General features: G+C 42.3%; 17 protein-coding genes. 10 read left to right on the forward strand and 7 right to left on the reverse strand.

Features of this window, described 5'->3' with window-relative positions; all coding sequences use genetic code 11:
* Positions 1-608 precede the first annotated feature (608 nt).
* Both MKY15_RS05495 and MKY15_RS05500 read right to left on the reverse strand, forming a co-directional pair.
* Positions 609-1,652: an SEC-C metal-binding domain-containing protein gene (locus MKY15_RS05495; RefSeq protein ID WP_067213392.1), complete on the reverse strand. Its 1,044-nt coding sequence runs from the start codon at positions 1,650-1,652 to the stop codon at positions 609-611.
* A 122-nt stretch (positions 1,653-1,774) separates the two neighbouring features.
* Positions 1,775-3,283, reverse strand: coding sequence for a DHA2 family efflux MFS transporter permease subunit (locus MKY15_RS05500; RefSeq protein ID WP_067213394.1), 1,509 nt, complete (start codon positions 3,281-3,283; stop codon positions 1,775-1,777).
* Positions 3,284-3,569: 286 nt separating this feature from the next.
* Here MKY15_RS05500 and MKY15_RS05505 point away from each other — a divergent pair, with 286 nt between their 5' ends.
* Together MKY15_RS05505 and MKY15_RS05510 are read left to right on the forward strand one after the other, a co-directional pair.
* Positions 3,570-4,454: a TetR/AcrR family transcriptional regulator gene (locus MKY15_RS05505; RefSeq protein WP_187046069.1), complete on the forward strand. Its 885-nt coding sequence runs from the start codon at positions 3,570-3,572 to the stop codon at positions 4,452-4,454.
* Between the two features lie 95 nt (positions 4,455-4,549).
* A complete protein-coding gene (locus MKY15_RS05510) occupies positions 4,550-5,347 on the forward strand; it encodes a TIGR00266 family protein (RefSeq protein ID WP_187046070.1) in 798 nt (265 codons plus the stop codon).
* Between the two features lie 144 nt (positions 5,348-5,491).
* Here MKY15_RS05510 and MKY15_RS05515 read toward each other — a convergent pair whose 3' ends face one another.
* The gene (locus MKY15_RS05515; RefSeq protein WP_342539217.1) at positions 5,492-7,315 is read right to left on the reverse strand and encodes an SEC-C metal-binding domain-containing protein; all 1,824 of its coding nucleotides are present in this window, start codon (positions 7,313-7,315) and stop codon (positions 5,492-5,494) included.
* Between the two features lie 77 nt (positions 7,316-7,392).
* Complete coding sequence (locus tag MKY15_RS05520) at positions 7,393-8,289, reverse strand: LysR family transcriptional regulator (protein WP_342539218.1); 897 nt, start codon at positions 8,287-8,289, stop codon at positions 7,393-7,395.
* Between the two features lie 90 nt (positions 8,290-8,379).
* On the opposite strand from MKY15_RS05520, the gene hutG reads away from it, so the two are divergent.
* The 3 genes from hutG (at position 8,380) to MKY15_RS05535 (ending at position 12,160) form a co-directional block, all read left to right on the forward strand.
* Positions 8,380-9,396, forward strand: a complete 1,017-nt coding sequence (gene hutG / locus MKY15_RS05525) for a formimidoylglutamase (protein WP_342539219.1) — start codon at positions 8,380-8,382, stop codon at positions 9,394-9,396.
* Positions 9,380-10,570: a sodium/glutamate symporter gene (gene gltS, locus MKY15_RS05530; protein ID WP_067213410.1), complete on the forward strand. Its 1,191-nt coding sequence runs from the start codon at positions 9,380-9,382 to the stop codon at positions 10,568-10,570. Before hutG ends, gltS begins: the two co-directional genes overlap by 17 nt.
* Positions 10,571-10,798: 228 nt before the next feature.
* Positions 10,799-12,160 (forward strand): sodium-dependent transporter, encoded by a 1,362-nt coding sequence (locus tag MKY15_RS05535; protein ID WP_067213412.1) that lies wholly within the window; start codon positions 10,799-10,801, stop codon positions 12,158-12,160.
* A 55-nt stretch (positions 12,161-12,215) separates the two neighbouring features.
* Here the strand turns inward: MKY15_RS05535 and MKY15_RS05540 are convergent, their stop codons facing one another.
* Entirely contained in the window at positions 12,216-12,629 is a 414-nt protein-coding gene (locus MKY15_RS05540; RefSeq protein WP_067213415.1) for a VOC family protein, read from the reverse strand.
* Positions 12,630-12,699: 70 nt separating this feature from the next.
* Positions 12,700-13,662, reverse strand: a complete 963-nt coding sequence (locus MKY15_RS05545; protein ID WP_342539220.1) for a D-glycerate dehydrogenase — start codon at positions 13,660-13,662, stop codon at positions 12,700-12,702.
* A gap of 138 nt (positions 13,663-13,800) precedes the next feature.
* On the opposite strand from MKY15_RS05545, the gene MKY15_RS05550 reads away from it, so the two are divergent.
* The 5 genes from MKY15_RS05550 (at position 13,801) to MKY15_RS05570 (ending at position 19,296) form a co-directional block, all read left to right on the forward strand.
* The gene (locus MKY15_RS05550) at positions 13,801-15,411 is read left to right on the forward strand and encodes a sensor histidine kinase (RefSeq protein ID WP_342539221.1); all 1,611 of its coding nucleotides are present in this window, start codon (positions 13,801-13,803) and stop codon (positions 15,409-15,411) included.
* Positions 15,395-16,087, forward strand: coding sequence for a response regulator (locus MKY15_RS05555; protein ID WP_340741020.1), 693 nt, complete (start codon positions 15,395-15,397; stop codon positions 16,085-16,087). The genes MKY15_RS05550 and MKY15_RS05555 overlap by 17 nt, the downstream gene beginning before the upstream one ends.
* 134 nt (positions 16,088-16,221) lie before the next feature.
* On the forward strand, positions 16,222-17,247 hold the full coding sequence (locus tag MKY15_RS05560; protein ID WP_342539222.1) for a tripartite tricarboxylate transporter substrate binding protein: 1,026 nt from the start codon (positions 16,222-16,224) through the stop codon (positions 17,245-17,247).
* A gap of 54 nt (positions 17,248-17,301) precedes the next feature.
* Complete coding sequence (locus MKY15_RS05565) at positions 17,302-17,751, forward strand: tripartite tricarboxylate transporter TctB family protein (protein WP_338654845.1); 450 nt, start codon at positions 17,302-17,304, stop codon at positions 17,749-17,751.
* Positions 17,752-17,769: 18 nt separating this feature from the next.
* The gene (locus MKY15_RS05570) at positions 17,770-19,296 is read left to right on the forward strand and encodes a tripartite tricarboxylate transporter permease (protein WP_342539223.1); all 1,527 of its coding nucleotides are present in this window, start codon (positions 17,770-17,772) and stop codon (positions 19,294-19,296) included.
* Positions 19,297-19,635: 339 nt separating this feature from the next.
* Here the strand turns inward: MKY15_RS05570 and moaA are convergent, their stop codons facing one another.
* Positions 19,636-20,646, reverse strand: coding sequence for a GTP 3',8-cyclase MoaA (gene moaA / locus MKY15_RS05575; RefSeq protein WP_342539224.1), 1,011 nt, complete (start codon positions 20,644-20,646; stop codon positions 19,636-19,638).
* Position 20,647: the final 1 nt, after the last annotated feature.

Here is a 20,647-nt window from a genome sequence, read left to right on the forward strand (position 1 = left end):
TAAGTGCCCGAAGATACAATTTCGGACACTCTAGCACTTTGTATAATGTGTTCCTTGCTTACTTTTAGTATAGAGTCTGCATATTATCATGCGATGGACTATAAGAAAGTGACTCTTCCTTAACTAAAAAAGACAAGACTATGGAGAAAACATCAGCCGCCAAAATTGTATCTTTGGCGGCTATTATCCAGATAAGAAGCGTCGCTATTCTTTCGTCCCGAAAAGTTTTAGCACTTTGTTTACGTATCCATTTGGAGAGCGACGGATGAATAAGCACCATACGATTACCGAAAAAATGTGTAGGAATGCGATGAAGTCGCATTCCTACACATCAAGACATCTCGGTAATCGTATAGAGGTCGTTCAATCCAAAGCAATCCAAAAGTAATTGTACACGAAGCGCCTAGTGTTGGATTTAGTTATTTACTGGTTGTTTTTGGGTGATCAACACATGTGACAAAATGCAGAAAAACTCCGCACTGGATATATCGATCCCATGCGGAGTTTTCATAATGAAAAAATATTTAATTTGTACGTTATTTTGGTTTCAGGTTATGTAATACCCATTTGGTGTATATCCATTTCTGCACTATTGCTAATACCACGGATTATTCTTTTTCTTGCTGACGGCTCCGTTCGTACATTTCAATGACAAATTCACGGATGTTATCTGCATGTTTCATCATCGAACTTGTCGATACAACGAACAATTTCGCAATTTCAGCGTTCGTCAATTCTTCATCCTCCATAATTCCTAAATCAACTGCTACAAAAAATACGGCAGCGGCAATAACGCCAGGTTTACGGAAATTGGGGCGCTCTTTCAAAAAGTACGTTACCACAATATTTCTCAGTAATTCACGCGCTTCTTTAGGCGTATTTCTTAACTCAAGTACTTCATCCAGACTCTCGATTACTTCCTGCTGAACCGGTGTAAAATCATGCTCTATGAGTTCATCTACTGTTCGTGAATCCCTGGCAAGCAAAATTTCGTAGACATCCGTCATATGCTCTTTATAGAACGCAAGACTCTTATCGAATCCGCTTGACTCCGCAAGTTCAACTATCTGTTTTTCGAGTGCACCATTCCAATCATTAATGAACATAAGCGAAGAAATTACATAGATATCATTGTTCTGGTCCCGATTATCAGGTAAAACAATGCCGAATATGAATGAATGCTCTTCCAGTAGCATTCCTTCTTTCTTTTCAAGATTGAATATGCCCTCGCCAAGTATTTCTTGGACAATAACATATCCTTCCTTCACTTCTTTCACCTTAGCAAACAGTACAACAGGCTCTTTCCATAATTCCAGAACGGATCGAACTGTCTCTCTTATCGGGCTATTCAACACTCTTAGGAGGTGACGCTTCCACAAATCACGGCGTGCAACGAATAAGAAATATTCACTAACAGCCTCCTCAACATCATCCGGTCCCATCAGTTTTTCAAGTTTACTTTTCCAGTGTCTTCTATGGCTTTCGAACTCTGATATATCAGCTGGGCTTGTAGCCTGTTCATAAGCACCAAAGATGATACGCTCAAGTTCCTCATCAATAAGCGTCTCTAAAGGTGATTCATTTTTCTCCGCACAACACTTTTTATATTTCTTTCCGCTCCCACATGGACACGGATCGTTTCGTCCAACCATTTTCCCACGTCCTAACAATTATACGTTAATAATATTTACCTCACATTCAATAGTAACAGAAACAAAAAAACTCCGCAGTGGTATATATATATACCCATGCGGAGCACTCTTTAATCCATCGCTTATTTTTTACTTTCCTCTAAATTAGTAAATGATTTTTCATTAGTTGGTAGTGCTACACGTTTCATGAAGAACGATAGAGCCAAGGCTACAATTGCAACGATTGTCGATATGAAAAATGAGAAACTAATTCCGTCCAACATTGCTTGTGCTTCAAGTTGTTCCTTTAACTTCGCTAGCCCCTCAGCGGTCGATGGAGCATTGCCAGATGCTTGGACTTCCGCAAATAGTCCTGCACCTGTCGATTCCATCCGTTTTGTCATAATCGTTAACAGAATTGCGGATCCGATAGCACCGGACACTTGCTGTAACGTGTTGTTCATAGCCGTACCATGTGGATTCGAGATCATTGGCAATTGATTCAACCCGTTTGTCATAACCGGCATCATTACCATTGAAATCCCTAACATCCGAATCGTATAAATCCACATAATGTAATAATAACCAGACTCCATACCTAGTCTACTTAAATAGAATGTTGAAATGACAGTGATGGTAAGACCAATAACCGCCAAAATTCTTGCGCCGTACTTATCGAATAAACGACCTGTAACCGGCGACATAAGCCCCATCACAATTGCCCCTGGTAACATCAGCAAACCTGAATGGAACGGTGAAATGCCCCGTATGGTTTGGACATAGAGCGGCGTAAGAATCATGCCCGAAAACATTGCAACCGATAGTACAATCGAGATGGCCGATGATAAAGCAAACATCGGATGTTTGTAAATCTTGAAATCCAACATCGGGTCATCCATACGTAGTTGACGCACAATGAACGCGATAAGTGCGATTGCACCAATAACGATTGTTCCATAGACAAGCGGTGAATCCCATCCCTTATCACCCGCTGAACTAAAGCCGTAAAGAAGACCGCCGAAACCGATACTTGACAAAATAAGTGAAAATACATCTAATTTCATGTCACGGTTCGGTGTAATGTTGCGCAATTTAAAGAACGCATAAACAAGTGTCAGAATTGAAAACGGCAAAACGATACCAAAAAGTGTACGCCATGTATAATGTTCAATTACCCATCCCGACAGAGTTGGACCAATTGCTGGCGCTGTAATCATTACTAGCCCAAAAATCCCCATTGCCGTTCCCCGGCGCTCAATCGGAAATGCCGTAAGCATAACGTTCATAAGGAGCGGCATCATCATTGCAGATCCACACGCTTGAATCATTCGAGCAGCAACGAGTACACCAAATGATGGTGCAATCATCGCTAAAATCGTCCCTAGAGTAAACAGCACCATTGCTGTTAAGAACAACCTTCTATTTGTGAACTTCTGAATGAAGAACGCACTTGCTGGTATTAAAATACCATTGATAAGCATATATCCTGTCGTTAGCCATTGGACAACAGACGGTTTCACATCGAACTCAACCATAATTGTCGGCAATGCAACGTTCAACAATGTATTATTTAGTAGAGCGACAAAAGCACCTATAAATAAAATTGCTATCATGCCGTAAGGCGGTTTTTCGTGCATTTTTTTTATATCCATTATTACTTCCTCCTATTTAATACGTAACGTATAAAATTTGTACCCCGTGTACATCATGTTAAACATATTATACCGATAGTCCAAAACTTGCAACCTTAGAAAACGCTTTCACACAATAAAAACTTTTTCCGTTGATATATCAACCTTTTGGATATACCATAATAAATGTACTGATAGTATAAACCTGAATTCACTTCCAGGGAAACTCGACATATATAAGTTTATTAACACCCGTCAGATAAGCCGAATAGGTTCGACAACTAACTTTAGGATAAAGGTGATTAGTATGAATGATCGAAAACGCCAGGTTTTATTAACAGCGCAGCGACTTTTTATAGATAAAGGATTTTCCACCACGTCTGTCCAAGATATTTTAGATGAATCTTGTATATCAAAAGGGACATTCTACAATTATTTTTCATCCAAAAATGAGTGCCTCATCGCGATACTTGTACACGCACGTGATGAAGCAACTGTAAGAAGACGTGAATTGCTTATTGGACAAGATTTATCAGATAAGAACGTTCTGGTAGAGCAGATTTTAATTCGTATGCACGTGAATCGCGAACAAAACTTGATGCCAATTTTTGAGGCAGTTTTCCATTCTGGTGATAGCGACCTAAGAACTTACATCAAGAACATGCTTTTAGCTGAATTTTCTTGGTTAACAAGAAGACTGGTGGATGTGTACGGCAAAGCTGCTGTGCCTTATGCAGCCGATTGTGCAGTGATGCTGTTCGGAATGATGCAACAAATACTTCATGTATGGTCAGCTGTTTCGAAAGAGGAAATGGACACTTCAAAACTTGTGAGATTCTTACTCCGAAGAATCGATTCCATCATCCTAGGTATGATCAGCACAAAAGACGCTTTCTTCACTGAAGATGTATTTTTCAAGTTAAGCGGGGATGAAGTAGAACAAACAGAAACAAAGGAGCAATTACTCGAACGTCTCACAGGATTTTTGGAATTTCTTGGAGATGATACGCTTCCTGCCGGCAAACAATATGTTCAATTTCTTTTGGATGAACTACGCGCCGAGTCTCCGCGGGTATTCGTGCTGGAATCTGTCGTCCGCTCGTTCCGAGAAGCTTTCAAAGGTTTTTCCCATGAACCTGAAGCTCACGAGCTTGCTTACAAAGTTTGGCGCTATATGGACACGGTAAAGTAATTCAACTTTCCCTCCTTTATTTCTTGAAACTTTTCCCACTCTATTTCGTATAATTGAGTAGTAAAAAACTTATTTTGTGGGAGGAATGAAACAAGATGAACAATCACGAAATTGATTATAAAATACATGGCGACGACATGCAGTTTGTAGAAGTCGAGCTTGATCCTAAAGAGACGGTAGTGGCAGAAGCAGGGGCTCTAATGATGATGGAAGACGGGATCGCCATGGAAACAATCTTCGGTGATGGTTCCAGCTCTTCAGGCGGCGGAATTATGGGCAAACTGATGGGCGCTGGAAAACGAATGTTAACTGGAGAAAGTTTATTCATGACAACATTCACGAATACGGGGGCAGGCAAAAAGCATGTATCTTTCGCGTCCCCTTACCCTGGAAAAATAATTCCGATGGATTTAAGTGAGCATAACGGCAAAATTATCTGCCAGAAAGATGCCTTTCTTGCTGCCGCAAAAGGCGTGTCCGTCGGAATTGAATTTCAACGGAAACTCGGCACCGGCTTTTTCGGTGGTGAAGGGTTCATCATGCAAAAACTCGAAGGTGATGGTATGACGTTCATCCACGCTGGAGGTACGATTATCGAGAAAAGGCTGCGACCGGGCGAAATATTACGTGTAGACACGGGATGCCTCGTGGCAATGACACACAACGTTAATTACAACATCGAAATGGTAAAAGGCGTAAAAACAGCATTATTTGGCGGCGAAGGACTCTTTTTCGCGACACTGAAGGGACCTGGAACTGTTTGGATTCAATCACTCCCATTCTCTAGACTCGCAAGCCGTGTCTTTGCAGCTGCACCGCAAACACCTGGTGGAGGATCACGGGATGAAGGAAGTATTGCAGGCGGCTTGTTCAATATGCTTGGCGGGAAATAACTAATTATCAGACATAACGTTGGATTAACATTATCTTCATCCAAAACTCTCCAAACTAAAAAAGGGTTAGATCATCGGTCTATTTTCGACCGATGATCTAACCCTTTTATTATTGAATCTCACTTAATGTAACAATACATATGTTTACTTCACACCATTCAACAACAGCCATATATACCTGGCTTCATCTTCACTACCCGGTTCAATCGCTTTAAATCTCGGGTACGGAATCGTTTTCGCTTTGAATGTCATCAAATGCCTAACATGGCCATTCAATTTCGTTGCAGCATTCAACATCTCTTCTGCATCTAACGATTTCCCTTCGGATGCTATGTGTTCAAGCTTCCAGTCAAGATAAAGATAAGCCGCATCATGCTCGGAACCTTTTTCATAGCGCACCATGATTTCCGCCGCTTCTGTGAACCGTTCGGCGTGAATGAGCGAAGCCACCGCTTCATATCTGGCCCCAAGGTTGTCCGTACGGTTCATCTTCAATAGATCCGTGAACATTTCCGCCGCCTCTCCATACTCTTCGCGACTGAACAAGTGAACACCATACGCAAATGCCGAGCGCATGAATGGCCGATTCGGTATGTTTTGCCAAGGGTTCTCCCCCGGTTCAAATGTCCTGCTTGCAGACTGGATTGCTTTTTCATACAATTTAGCCGCTTTCTCAGCATCCTGTTCAACTTCCGCTTGAAGTAAGATGACATCCGGATTATTTGGTCCGATTTCCATTGCACTCTTCGCAAGTTTCCGACGTGCTTGTTCAGATTCCGCGCGATACGCCTCATATGCAAGAAGTTGCGCACGACCTTCTGCAATGCCAGGCTTGCGTTCAGGCTGAATAACCCCGCCCGTCGTCATCGATGTTTCCCAAAGTGCTTTTTCTGTCGGCCGAGGATCTGTTCCAATATCGTAAAGTCGTGCCGCCACCGGTTCATCCCCGCTATCCATCATGTCTGCATAAAGGGAGGCAAGTTCCATTTCATACAAGTGCATTCCTTCTTTTGATGCACTGTACTTCCGTAAAATGTCATCTTCTATAAGCCCTGTATCCTGTAGCACTCCAAGTTGAATACCCGTTTTCACTGCAGCAGCAAGAAAATCACCTTCTATCGGAACATCTTTATTCTCATTCAGAAAGTAAGCGACGGCCAGTTTGTGCATGATTTCACGTCCATCCGCACTTTGATTCAGTTCACGAAGTGTGATGTCAAGTGCGGTCAGCGCACTCAATTGTGTGGGTACCAATACTTCTTCAACAAGCTCGTTCATGGAAGCCATGCTCCTTTTGATGAACAACTCATAAATATCGAGCGTGTGATCATCTAGAAATTGCTCAGTCGACTTGTCCGATACCGCATCTCTTAATTCAACGAGCGACTTTTTCGTCTGCTTGCTCCACTTTGCCAAGAATATCATTGAAGAAACAGGTGCAACCCCGAAGTCCCCTTTTCGCGGATCGTGGAGGACTATACCAAATAGTAACGTCCCCAAATCTGCAGGCATTCCCTCATTGCGCGTCACAAAATAATCTCGCTCACCAAACAGCTCCCGTACTTTTAGTCTGCCTGACTCAACTTCGGTAATTTCTGCAAGGAGCATAAACGGTTCGTCCCACTTTTGTAATACTGAAATAACTGAATCACGTTTCATCTGTTCAAGCTGCTGTGCTAAATATGTATGCCAAATCTTTTTATTGTGGATGAATAAATAAAACTCACTTGCCGCCTCTTCAATATGTTCCTTTTCCCAGCTACCTGTAAGGCGGTTTACCCACTCCCGCATCGTCTGCATCATTTCCTGGCGGTCTGTATCTTTCGGATAGTCATTAAAATAACCGACGAGCACACGATCAAGCTCTTCGTTGACAATCATATCGACAAGATTTGTTCCTTCCGTTCCACAACATTTCTTATATTTTTTACCACTTCCACAAGAACATGGGTCGTTTCGTCCAATCATTTAATTCTCCCCTTTCGGTTACAAAAAACCGTTTTACTCCTTACTTAATCATAACAGACAGACTGATTTGCAACGAATCAATCAGAAACTTTGTATTCGAAAAAACCCTCCACTTCCATTATGAACGCCTGTATAGCTGGAGAGACATACCTGTTTTTCATGTACGTCAAATACACAGTTCTTTCAAGTGCCCGGGAATCGATGATCTTACTTACAATCGTAAGATTATAAGGCCCCTGTAAGTAATTTTCTGGAATAAGCGCAATACCTAAATTTTCACCGACTAAACTTAATGCTGTTTCAAAACGCTCAATTTCATATTTAATCGTAGGGACAGTATCTTCCAATTCAAAAGCACGCAATATGTCTTCCCTTGTCTGAAACCCTTCGGTGCTAATGATGAACGGCTCCTGTTCCAATTCTTTCAGCATAATTGATTCCCTTGTAGCCATCGGGTGGTTTTCGTGAAGGACTAACACAAGTTTTTCCTTATACAAAGGGACCGTCTCTATATCCACTTCTTTAATTTGCTGGTTCGTGATAATGGCATGCGTTTCATATTTCCTCAACGAATTCTTCACATCTTCACCACTTAACACCTCCATCAATCGAATGTGCATTTCGGGAAATTTTTTATTGTATAGAGAAATCACTTTTGGAATCCAATACTTCACCGATTCAATCATACCGATTTGGAGTTCACCTTTACCAATAAGCTTTACTTCTTCCATTTCCTTTTTTACAATCGCCATTTCTGATAAAAGATGAATCGCCCTGCCGTATAAAACCTCTCCAGCTTCTGTCAATCTACTATTCCTTGTATTGCGTTCAATGATTTGAAACCCCAAGTCTCGTTCCAAGTTTTTTATGGCGTTGCTTAATGATGGTTGAGAAATATGCAACTTCTCTGCAGCTTTAGAAAAACTCATATGATCCACGACTGAAACAAAATAACTTAACTGCTTTAGATCCATACTAACCACTCCTCCACTCAATTATAGATGCGGGCTATAAGTATATAGTAATTATATATTAGAATTAATAAATCATGTACTTTATAATAAATGAGTAACGTTGTATCTGAAAGTTCAGAAAGGGTGAGGCAATTGCTTAATCAGGTAAATGAACATGTATGGGCCGGACGTACGGATCATACTGAAAATAGAACAAGTTTCCGATATCACCAAGTGGTTGAATTAGTAAATCTCGAGGTCATCTGCCAGTCACCCAACACATGTGCAATTATCGGTTTCGAAAGCGAGGAAGGCGTCCGCCGCAACAAAGGGCAATTGGGTGCAGCAAAAGCTCCCGATGCACTTCGCAGTGAACTTGCCAAATTGCCATGGAAATTCCCGGAAAATAAAAGGCTTGTCGATGTCGGAAATATTCAATACATGGATACCAACCTGGAAAAAGCCCAACAACAGCTAGGCGATACGATTGCAAACGCATTAGAGAAAAAAATGACACCGATTATTCTTGGTGGCGGCCATGAAACCGCTTACGGTCACTATCTCGGAGTCAGAAAATCAATTGGTAAGGAAGCTTCTCTTGGAATTATTAACATAGATGCCCATTTCGACTTACGCTCATATGATGAACAACCGTCTTCCGGCACGATGTTCAAACAAATCCTGGAGCATGATAACATGAGCAGCTATTTCGTCGTCGGAATCCAGCGCTATGGAAATACGCAGGAATTGTTCGATACAGCCGACAGGCTCGGTGTCAAATATGAATACGAAGAGAATATGCATATCGGAAATATGGACAAACTAACATCCGATCTCGAACAATTCATCAACCAACATGATTATGTTTTTCTAACATTATGCACGGACGTACTGAACTCTGCTTTCGCACCCGGTGTCAGTGCTCCTTCACCATTCGGATTAGATCCTTCCATTGTTCGTTCAATCATTCGAACAGTTACAACACATAAAAAAACACTGTCGTTCGATATTTCGGAAGTGAACCCCGTTTTAGATGAAAACAACCGTACAGTAAAACTCGGTGCTTACTTAACAAATGAAGCAATTACAACTTTTTTAGGAGGGGAAATTCATGACGCTAGTTCTTAATCAAGTCACCACAATCTTCCTTTCCATTGCATTGCTAACTTTAGGGATGGTTTTAGTTAAGAAAGTTGGTTTCTTACGGAAATTCTGCATACCTGCTCCCGTTGTCGGCGGATTATTATTCGCTGTTTTTGCGACCATTTTCAAGTCTCTCGGATGGCTAGAAATTACACTTGATACATCATTGCAAAGTTTATTCATGCTTACATTCTTTACAACAATCGGTTTAGGAGCAAGCTTTAAACTCATTAAACTTGGCGGAAAGGTTCTTGTCATCTACTGGCTGGCATGTGGATTTTTAGCGCTCGCGCAAAATACAATCGGTGTATCCATGGCTTATTTGTTCGACCTGCATCCACTTATTGGAATGATGGCTGGAGCAGTTTCAATGGAAGGCGGACACGGAGCCGCTACTGCATTTGGACAGACGCTCGAAGACATGGGTATCAATTCAGCCCTATCGATTGGAGTTGCAGCAGCTACATTTGGACTTGTTGCAGGAGGTCTCGTTGGTGGTCCCACCGTAAAATACCTTATTTCAAAACACAATCTCAAGTCATCTGAAGCGGATACTGATCTCGGTATTCCTATTGAAAAGAAAGAAAAGCCGATTCAAACAGATTCGTTCTTCACACAAATTCTACTCATCACACTCTGTATGGCCCTTGGTACGTATTTGGGTGAACTATTTTCAACCGCAACAGGGTTCGTTCTGCCGGGTTACGTAGGAGCCATGTTTGTTGCTGTTCTTGTTCGGAATATCGTTGACAAAATTAATCCTAAAGCGATCGATATGAAGAGTATCGGCTTAATCAGCGACGTTACACTGGGGATTTTCCTGTCAATGGCATTAATGAGCATTAAATTGTGGGAAGTTGCCGATTTGGCCCTTCCACTACTTGTTATCGTCTTCGTCCAAGTTGTCTTCATCGTCCTGTTTGGGGTTTTCGTCTTGTTCCGTCTACTCGGTAAAGACTACGATGCAGCCATTATGGTAGCTGGTTTTACAGGACATGGTCTCGGCGCTACCCCTAATGCTATGGCAAATATGGCGGCCGTCACTGAAAGATATGGCCCTTCGACTAAAGCGTACCTCGTTGTTCCGATTGTTGGTGCTTTCCTCATCGATGTATTTGCGATGCCAATTATTATAACGACGATAAACCTGTTCAATTGATAATAGTAAGCTTCCCTCATTACGTTTCCATGTAATGAGGGAAGCTTTTTCATTTGTTCAGATACTCATACACAGGCTTTATTCATTAATAGCTCCTCTAAGCCGTATACTTATAATGTTCTGAAACTTGTTATTTTAATGACAGCCTCCTTAAAATACGCTACCCTTAAACTAAACGACTTGTTTTATAAGTACATACATATTCGTTTCATCGAAAGGACTGACCTTATGCCTCAACAAGAACACTGGAAATCAAAAATAGGTTTTATACTAGCTGCTGCCGGTTCAGCAATCGGGTTAGGCGCTATTTGGAAGTTCCCTTACGTAGCCGGGACTGGCGGTGGCGGCGCTTTTCTACTGGTCTTTTTATTATTTACGCTGTTATTAGGATTCCCTCTCTTAATCGGTGAATTCATTCTCGGTCGTAAAAGTCAAAGTGACGCAATTACTGCCTACAAAAAGCTTGCGCCCAATTCAGGTTGGCATATAACAGGGATCATTGGCGTCGTAACCAGTTTCTTAGTGCTATCATTTTATAGTGTTGTCGGAGGATGGATTATCCTCTACTTATTCAAAGCATTAACCGGTGGTATTTCCGGACTTTCGCAAGACCAGTTCGGACCATTATTCGACCAAATTATTGCAAATCCATTCGCTACGTTAGCCGGTCAACTGATCTTTATGGTGCTAACAATTGCTGTTGTAGCCCAAGGCGTTCAAAAAGGGATTGAGAAAGCAAGCAAGATTATGATGCCTGCTCTCTTCATATTATTTATCATTATCGTTGCCCGTTCTCTTAGCTTGGATGGGGCAATGGAAGGCGTAAAATTTCTGCTGGTACCGGATTTCACTAAATTAACGTCTGAAACGATTTTATTCGCTTTGGGACAAGCCTTTTTCACTCTCACATTAGGTGCTTCTGTCATGGTTACGTATGCTTCCTATCTTCCTAAAACGCAAAACCTGCCGAGCTCGGCGATGTCCATTATCGCTATGAATATCGTCATCGTTCTGTTAGCCGGCCTTGCGATTTTTCCGGGTGTGTTTTCATTTGGAATGGCACCGGATGCAGGACCGACATTGATTTTTTCAGTACTGCCAGCTGTATTCAACCAAATGCCCTTTGGGGTGTTTTTCTTCATTGCATTTTTGGTTTTATTCCTATTCGCGGCTTTAACTTCCGCTTTCTCTATGATTGAAATTATTGTTGCAACAATGACGAAAAATGATCCTTCAAAACGAAAACGATTCACTTGGATAATTGGAATGGCAATTTTCGTTGTTGGAATTCCATCTTGTTTATCATACGGAGTAATGGCTGATGTGAAGTTTTTCGATAAAACGGTATTCGATTTAGTCGATTTCGCAGTAAGCAATGTATTGATGCCTCTTGGCGCATTATTGATTTCGATATTCATCCCTTTGAAAATAGCTAAAACTGATCTGTTCAATGAGATGAAGCAAGGTTCGAAAGTCGGAAAGACCTTCTTCAACATTTGGTTCTACCTATTAAAATATCTGACCCCTATCGCAATCATTATTGTTTTCCTTGATGCACTGGGTGTGTTTAACTTGTTCGCAGATCGGTAAAAATTGAACTGGCAATAAAAAAGGAAGACTCCTTCGACGAAGAGTCTTCCTTTTTCTATCCTTCTTTCTCGCAGTTCAAATCCCACGTAAAGCCAAATTTATCTTTCACTTTCCCATACTTAGCTCCCCAGAACGTATCTTGCAGGGCCATCAGTACTTCGCCTTCTTCCCGCAGGCCGTCGTAGAGCTGGTTCGCTTCTTCCACGCTTTCACAGTCGATAAGAAGGGCAACGCCGTTTTTGTTGTATTCAGATGGCTTGTCCGCAGAATCGGCAAGCATGATTTGAAATTCACCTTTTTTCAGATGGCAATGGAGGAGATAATCTGCTGCTTCCGGTGGATGCGGGAAATTAGCATCCGCATATTTCTGCATTCCGACTTCCTCAAGTCCTAGCAAATTCGCATAGAATTCAGCCGCTTCTTTTCCTTCTCCGTAAAACGTTAAATATGGAATGATTGTACCTTTCATATTGTTACCTCCTCCTATTCGACGACAGTCATCAAGTCAATTTAGACATAATTCATTCGTCTGCTGTTCTTTACTGAACGATACCTTTTGGCTTGCGGCCTTCAAGTACATCAGTAATTGCCTGTGCGTTCAAGTTCATCATCGCAAGGCGTGTCTTAATGCTGGCACTTCCGATATGCGGAAGGACTGTTACGTTCGGCAATGTAAGAAGCGGATGATCGAGTGGAATTGGTTCTTTTTCAAACACGTCGAGCCCCGCCGCCCAAATCGTACCGTTTTTCAATGCATCATAAAGAGCAGCCTCATCAACAATTCCACCACGAGCGACATTAATAAGAACGCCCGTATTTTTCATAAGGTCAAGTTCCCGTGCACCAATCATCCCGGCGGTTTCCGGTGTAAAGGGAGCTAGAATGATAACGAAATCCGCCTCTTTCAGCAGTGTATCCAACTCCCTGAATTCAAGTCCGTACTCAGCTTCTGCGTCTGGCTTGCGGTTGCGATTATGATAAAGAACTTGCATATCAAAGCCTTTTGCCCGGCGCGCAACCGCTTCACCGATTCGTCCCATGCCAATGATGCCAAGTGTCGCTCCTCCAACATCCATGCCTGTAAATCTCATCGGAGCCCATGAAGTCCAATTACCTTTTCTAATTTCATTTTCTGCAGAGATCAATTTACGTGCCGTCGCTAGTAGAAGCGCAAAAGCAAGATCTGCAGTTGTTTCAGTCAACACACCCGGTGTATTTGTTACGATGACGTCATATTCCTTTGCCGATTCCAAGTCAATATTATTATAACCAACGGCCATATTTGCAACGATTTTAAGCTTCGTACCCGCTTCAAAAACCTCGCGATTGATGCTATCCGCCAAAACCGACCATAGTGCATCCGCTTCTGCCACTTCTTTCAATAAAACAGTGCGCGGAACTGCTACACTTTCTTCGTCCCACATCCGTACATCAAATTTTTCATGAAGCGGCGCAACCGCCTCTTCTGTCAGCTTTCTTGTAATGAAAATTCTTGGCTTCACTTAAATCCCCCTATTCTAACAATTAACAATAGTGTAGCATATAATGTGAACCAATTGGTCGACGGTCAACTGTGTAGAAAGCCTGCCCAAGACTAATGCAAGTAGATACGGTTACTTCAAGATTGAGAGATGATTTCCATGAAACCCGCTACTTTACAATCCCGCATTTTTTCATATGGCGCACTCTTTGTTTCCATAATAGCAATCATTATCGGTGTTTCCTTCTACTTTACAATGTCGCAAGGTATCGAGCAACAGATTGGGGACCAGGCGCTAAGTATAGCCAGGACAACAGCAGACCGCCCCGATGTCCGTGCAGGGTTTGGACACGCTGATCCAACGGAAATATTGCAGCCTATCGCTGAAGCGGTACGACTCAAAACTGGTGCTGAATATGTCGTTATAGGAAACAGCAAAGGTATCCGGTATGCTCATCCTGTTCCAGAACGGATTGGGCAAAAAATGGTGGGTGATGATAATGAACGTGCGCTTCTCCTAGGCGAATCCTATATTTCCGAGGCGACTGGGACACTCGGGGCCGCCTTACGCGGGAAAACACCAGTATTTAACGAGGATGGCAAGATTATCGGGATTATTTCCGTTGGTTTTTTAAAGAAGAATATGTCCTCTATCTTTTTTCAGTATGCCGACAACATTTCCTACATCGTACTTATCGCAATCATTCTAGGTATTATTGGTTCTAGCATTCTGGCACGCAATATTAAAAAAGAACTTTTTAATTTAGAGCCTGCGGAAATAGCGAACTTATTCACCGGACGAAACGCTCTTATTGAGTCTGTGCGAGAAGGAATCATTATGGTTGACGCAAACGGTATCATTACAACTGTGAATGTGGCTGCATATGAAACCCTTTCCCTCCCTAATCAATCGGAACTAATCGGTCGGACGATTCAGGAAGTGCTTCCAAACACGCTTCTTCCAAAGGTACTTGAAACCGGAGAACGGCATCTCGATCGTCCCATGGAAATTCGCGGCAAAAAGGTAATTGTAAATCGCGTCCCCATCCGTGTTGGTGAACAGATTGTCGGTGCGGTTTCAACTTTTCGGCTACAATCAGACATTGACCAACTCGCAATGGAATTATCACAAGTGAAACGGTATACGGAGGCGCTTCGTGCACAAACCCATGAATACAATAACTTTTTATATACAATATCGGGTCTCATTCAACTCAATTCATACGATGAGGCACTAAGCTTGATTCACGAGGAAACAGCTGAACATCAATCGCTCATCCAATTCGTGACAAAGCGGTTGCAGGATCCCTTTCTAGGAGGAATTGTTATCGGTTTCTTCAACCGGGCAAAGGAATTGAAGGTCCGCTTCCTTCTTGATGAAGATAGTCTCTTAAAAAAACTCCCGAAACACTTAGAAAAAAACCATTTCGTTTCAATCATTGGAAACTTAGTTACAAATGCTTTCGAAGCAACTGACTCTTTTCCGGAAGAAAAACGAATGGTCCGCATCTTCATTCTGGATAACGGGGAAGAGATCTTGATTGAAGTTGAAGATTCTGGACATGGGATAGCTGATGAAGTGCTGGATGTACTCTTTCAAGAAAAGGTATCGACAAAAAAACAGGGTCACCGTGGATACGGACTTATGAAAGTAGCGGAGAATGTGAAAAATCTCAGTGGTTCTATCACACTCGAAAAAGGAGATTTAGGCGGTGCATTGTTTATCATTTCCATACCGAAAGGAGGGTTTTCAGATGACAACTCTAATTGAAGTCTTAATTATTGAAGATGATTTACGAATTGCCGACATCCATCAGCGGTTCATCGAGAAAATAGAGGGCTTTACAGTCGTAGGTTCCGCTCATACCGGTGATGAAGCAAAAGATTGGATTTCAGCATTGTTGCCAGACCTCGTTTTACTCGATGTCTATTTACCCGATGTACTTGGTACAGAGCTGATGGATTTCATCCACAAAAACAGCCCTGAAACAGACATCATTTTCATCACTGCTGCGGCAGAGATTGAAGTTGTAAAAAAGGCATTTCGCCACGGAGTCATCGACTACATCCTAAAACCGCTCACATTCGACCGATTTAAGGAAAGCCTCCTTTCTTATAAAGTTAAAAGGGAAACACTTTCAGGTGAAGGACTCATACAGGAAGATTCCATCAAATCTCTTTGGAATAAAACGCTACCCGCTTCACCAAACCCTGATTTCATTCCACCAAAAGGGATTGACCCCATGACGAAAGAGAAAGTGGTCAGCCATATAAAAAACATAGAAGGCGGAATTACTGCAGAAACTCTTGGTTTGGAAATCGGCGTTAGCCGTTCGACCGCAAGACGTTATCTAGAATACCTCGTCTCAGAAAAACGTGCATTTACAGAACTTCTATACGGCTCAGTCGGGCGTCCCGAAAGAAGATACTTCATAAAAAAACGCTGAACAGTATGAACAAAATGATGTTTACTCTCATTATCGAACTTATAAACGATAACTTTTAATTGAATAAATATTCTGATAAATTGATGACAGCGAATGAAAACGCTGTCATCATTTTTAATTATAAGGGGGATTACATGAAGATGTGGAAGAAACTTACGACGGTTGCCCTAGCAAGTATCCTGGCACTCGGCCTCACAGCATGTTCTGCGGATGAATCTGAAGGAAGAGTGGAAGGCGCTACCTCGAAATATCCGGAGAGTAACATAACAATTGTCGCTCCATCCGGCGCAGGCGGTGGATGGGATTTAACTGCCAGAGCTATTGCAAAAACGATGAGTGAAACAAAGCTAATCGATAAGTCAATCGTAGTTGAAAACAAACCCGGTGGCGGTGGTGCTGTTTACATGGCAGAATTTGCAACAAAGGAACTAAAAAATGATCATGTCCTTCTTGTAAAATCTCCGCCAATCTTAATCAACAATAACAAAGCGGAAGGAAACAGTGCTTACGGCTATAAAGACACAACACCATTGGCTCAGCTGACGCGTGACTACGGAGCTATTGTCGTCAAGGCGGATTCAAAGTTTAATTCATTGAAAGATGTACTAGAAGCAATTAAGAAAGACGCGAAATCGGTGACACTTGCCGGCGGATCGGCTCCGGGATCGATGGACCATCTTGTCGGTGTCTTGCCCGCATTTGAATATGGAATTGATCCAAAAACAGTAAAGTATGTATCGTATGATGGCGGCGGAGAGGCAGTCGCAGCATTGCTCGGTGGAAATGCAGACGTTATCGCTACAGATGCCTCCACTATTGGAGCGTATCTGAAGTCCGGTGATGTCCGTGTCCTCGCTGTCAGTTCTTCAGAACGGCTTAGCGGTGAATTGACAGAAGTCCCTACATTTAAAGAAGAAGGAATTGACGCCGAATTCACCATTTGGCGCGGCATCTTCGGTCCAAAGGAAATGTCGGAAACGGCTTATGACTATTGGTCCGAGAAGCTAGAGAGAATGGTGGAATCAGACGAGTGGAACGCAGAATTAGAGAAAAATGGGTGGGAAAGCGAGTACCGTAATGCTGACGACTTCACTACCTATTTGGAAGAACAAGATAAAGTGATCGTGGAATTGTTAACGGCACTTGGAATGCAGAAATAACATTATTCGGGCGGCTTCAGCGCCGCCTTTTCTTTTAGGGAGGTGTCAAAGACTATGAGTAAAACGTTCGATCGATATGCCAGCATCGTCTTTTTACTAATCGGTCTCTTATTTGTAATCGAAAGCCAAAAAATTTCGGACAGTGCTTACGGATCATCAGTTGGACCGAAAATCTTTCCAATGTGGCTTGGTATTATTTTAATTCTTTTAAGTTTGAGATTACTATTCGAAACATTTAAATACAAATCTGAAACGACAGCTGGAATGAAGCTTCAATACAAAAAATTCCTTATTATTATTGGCAGCGCGGTTTTGTATGCATTTCTATTGGAAATGGTCGGATATGTCATCTCAACGTTCTTATTTTTACTCATCTCTTTCCAAACAATGGAACGTGGCCGATTATTGCCCTCCTTCATCATTGCAGCGGCATTTTCATTTGGAATTTATTATTTGTTCGCGAAACTTCTTGGCGGGTCATTGCCAGGATTTCCTGTGTTTTAGCGTGAAGGGAGTTAAGCTATGAGCACTTTACAGTTTTTAGCCGATGGTTTCAGTGTTGCTTTTCAATGGCATAATCTATTATTTGCATTCGGCGGGGTCATAATCGGCACGGCTGTCGGCGTGTTACCCGGCATCGGTCCAATGAGCGGTGTTGCCCTTCTCATCCCCGTTACTGCAACCATCACTTCTGGAATGCCGACAGAAGCAGCCGCTGCCAGTTCAATCATTTTACTTGCCGGAGTCTATTATGGAGCAATGTATGGAGGTTCTACAACATCGATTTTACTGAACACCCCTGGTGAATCTTCGTCTGTCGTCACGACGCTCGACGGTTATCAAATGGCTAGGCAAGGGCGTGCCGGAGCAGCTTTGGCTATCTCGGCAATCGGCTCATTTTGCGCCGGAATCATTTCGCTAATCGGTCTGGTCTTATTAGCGCAACCTCTTTCCAATGTCGCAATCAAGTTCGGCCCTGCAGAATACTTTTCCTTAATGCTATTGGGTTTGGCTGCTGTAAGTGGACTTGCTGGAAAGTCGATGACGAAAGCATTGATGATGACTGTTTTCGGACTTATGCTTGGAACAATCGGCATTGACGCAGTTTCAGGAATTGCCCGCTTTACATACAACCAGCCTATTCTTTTTTCCGGATTGGAATTTTTAACAATTGCTGTTGGATTGTTTGCGCTTGGTGAAGTATTCAAGACGGTATTGGAACGCGATGAAGAAGACGGGGCCATTGCAAAAATCAATCGCATCCTCCCGACAAAACAAGATATGAAAGACAGCGCAGTTCCCATTGTACGCGGTTCCCTACTAGGATTTTTCATCGGGGTACTTCCAGGCGCCGGGGCAACACTCGCATCTTTCTTCTCCTATATAACAGAGAAAAAGTTCAGTAAAAATCCCGAAAGCTTCGGAAAAGGGAACATCGCCGGAGTAGCGGGTCCTGAATCTGCCAATAATGCTGCTTCAGGGGGCGCAATGATTCCTTTACTTACATTAGGAATCCCTGGTTCCGGTACAACAGCCATATTAATGGGTGCACTTATCATGTATAACATTCAGCCAGGCCCCCTTCTCTTTGACGAACACCCGGATATCGCATGGGGGCTCATTGCAAGTATGTTTATCGGCAACTTGATGCTGTTAGTACTGAACATGCCGCTCGTTCGTGTGTTTGCAAAAATCATTCAAACGCCTAAGAAGTACTTATTGCCTATTATTATCGCTATTTCATTTTTCGGAGTTTATGCCGTACAGTACACGACTTTCGATTTATACTTGTTGCTTGGTTGTGGTGTAGCGGGTTATTTACTATCAAAAAATGATTATCCAGTAGCTCCATTAGTTTTGGCACTCGTATTAGGTCCAATGATTGAAAACAACATGAGACGAGCACTCACCATTTCGAACGGTGAATTCAGCATTTTCTTCACAAAGCCGCTATCGCTTGTTTTCATCATAGTAGCTGCATTATGGCTTCTTGTTCCAATGTTACTGAAACTCAAAGGACGCTCAGTCGTCGTGGAAGATGAAGGTTAATAGCGAACGTATATTTCGAAAGCGGATCGCCTTAGATGTAAGGCGATTCGTTTTTTTATTAAAGAGTGTAAGCAACGTTTTAAATGAACTTAACATCGTTTCCGTTGATGTTCACAGCATTTCCAATGAACTTAATAACGTTTCCACGAAACTTCACAACACTTGAACAACTTAACAACGTTTTGCCCAAACTAGGCGACGTTGCAACTTAAGTTCCAAACGTTTTAAATGGACTTCGCAATACTCCCGTGAAACTAAGCAACAGTCTCATAAAACTAAACAAAGTCAGCATCCCCCTCCGTCTCTCTCCATAATAAAAAGCGTCGCCGCAGCAACGCTTCACCCACCTATATAACTCATACCAATTTTTTTCCGATTCTTCGCTGTCTGTTCAGTTCGCTCATCTGAATAACGGTCTCCACGGTTTTGCCACACGCCTGTAATGACTTCCAACAATTCTGCGTCTGTCAGTCCACTGCGAATTAATTCACGCAGATCGAACCCTTCTGATGCGAACAGGCACGTATACAGTTTACCGTCCGACGACAGTCTGGACCGCGTACATGTTGAACAGAATGATTCTGATACAGACGTGATAAAACCGACTTGTGCTCCATTATCCAAGTAACGATAACGTTTTGCAACTTCACCGTAATAGTCTTCTTCCGCCAGTTCGATATCATAAACAGCACTGATCATTTCGTAAATTTCTTTTTTCGTGACAACCTTTTCAAAGCTCCATCCATTATCATTACCGACATCCATAAATTCTATGAACCGCAACGTAATATCATGCTCTTTAAAATAAGCGGCCATTGGTAGAATTTCTTCCTCATTTACGCCTTTTTGAACAACCATGTTCACCTTGATTTCAAAGCCGATCTTTTGTGCATGATCGATATTGGCTAGTATCAGTTCTGGTTTAATTCCGCGTCCATTTAATTTACCGAATGTTTCCGGATTAAGTGCATCGAGGCTCATATTCAAACGACGCAGACCTGCATCATAAAGGGGTTGTGCGTATTGTTTCAACAGTACACCATTCGTCGTCAACCCTATATCTTCAATTCCTTCAATCTTCATCAGTTTTTCAACCAGTTTTGGCAAATCGCGCCGCATAAGCGGTTCGCCGCCCGTCAAGCGGAGTTTTTTCACACCAAGTAACGCAAATAGCTTCGCGAACCGTTCAATTTCTTCAAATGAAAGCAGTTCGTTCTTGGGTAGAAAAACATAATCATCACCAAAAACTTCTTTTGGCATGCAATAGGCACATCTAAAGTTACAGCGATCCGTTACGGAGATTCGGAGATCCCGGATCGGACGTCCGAGCTTATCTTTAACTGTTTCCATT

Source organism: Sporosarcina sp. FSL K6-1540 (assembly GCF_038620285.1).
Classification (GTDB): domain Bacteria; phylum Bacillota; class Bacilli; order Bacillales_A; family Planococcaceae; genus Sporosarcina; species Sporosarcina psychrophila.

Coding starts and splice junctions, on each gene's coding strand:
- MKY15_RS05495 (WP_067213392.1), bottom strand. CDS start 1,652: ATGGTTGGACGAAACGATCCGTGTCCATGTGGGAGCGGAAAGAAATAT.
- MKY15_RS05500 (WP_067213394.1), bottom strand. CDS start 3,283: ATGGATATAAAAAAAATGCACGAAAAACCGCCTTACGGCATGATAGCA.
- MKY15_RS05505 (WP_187046069.1), top strand. CDS start 3,570: ATGAATGATCGAAAACGCCAGGTTTTATTAACAGCGCAGCGACTTTTT.
- MKY15_RS05510 (WP_187046070.1), top strand. CDS start 4,550: ATGAACAATCACGAAATTGATTATAAAATACATGGCGACGACATGCAG.
- MKY15_RS05515 (WP_342539217.1), bottom strand. CDS start 7,315: ATGATTGGACGAAACGACCCATGTTCTTGTGGAAGTGGTAAAAAATAT.
- MKY15_RS05520 (WP_342539218.1), bottom strand. CDS start 8,289: ATGGATCTAAAGCAGTTAAGTTATTTTGTTTCAGTCGTGGATCATATG.
- hutG (WP_342539219.1), top strand. CDS start 8,380: ATGAGTAACGTTGTATCTGAAAGTTCAGAAAGGGTGAGGCAATTGCTT.
- gltS (WP_067213410.1), top strand. CDS start 9,380: ATGACGCTAGTTCTTAATCAAGTCACCACAATCTTCCTTTCCATTGCA.
- MKY15_RS05535 (WP_067213412.1), top strand. CDS start 10,799: ATGCCTCAACAAGAACACTGGAAATCAAAAATAGGTTTTATACTAGCT.
- MKY15_RS05540 (WP_067213415.1), bottom strand. CDS start 12,629: ATGAAAGGTACAATCATTCCATATTTAACGTTTTACGGAGAAGGAAAA.
- MKY15_RS05550 (WP_342539221.1), top strand. CDS start 13,801: ATGAAACCCGCTACTTTACAATCCCGCATTTTTTCATATGGCGCACTC.
- MKY15_RS05555 (WP_340741020.1), top strand. CDS start 15,395: ATGACAACTCTAATTGAAGTCTTAATTATTGAAGATGATTTACGAATT.
- MKY15_RS05560 (WP_342539222.1), top strand. CDS start 16,222: ATGAAGATGTGGAAGAAACTTACGACGGTTGCCCTAGCAAGTATCCTG.
- MKY15_RS05565 (WP_338654845.1), top strand. CDS start 17,302: ATGAGTAAAACGTTCGATCGATATGCCAGCATCGTCTTTTTACTAATC.
- MKY15_RS05570 (WP_342539223.1), top strand. CDS start 17,770: ATGAGCACTTTACAGTTTTTAGCCGATGGTTTCAGTGTTGCTTTTCAA.
- moaA (WP_342539224.1), bottom strand. CDS start 20,646: ATGGAAACAGTTAAAGATAAGCTCGGACGTCCGATCCGGGATCTCCGA.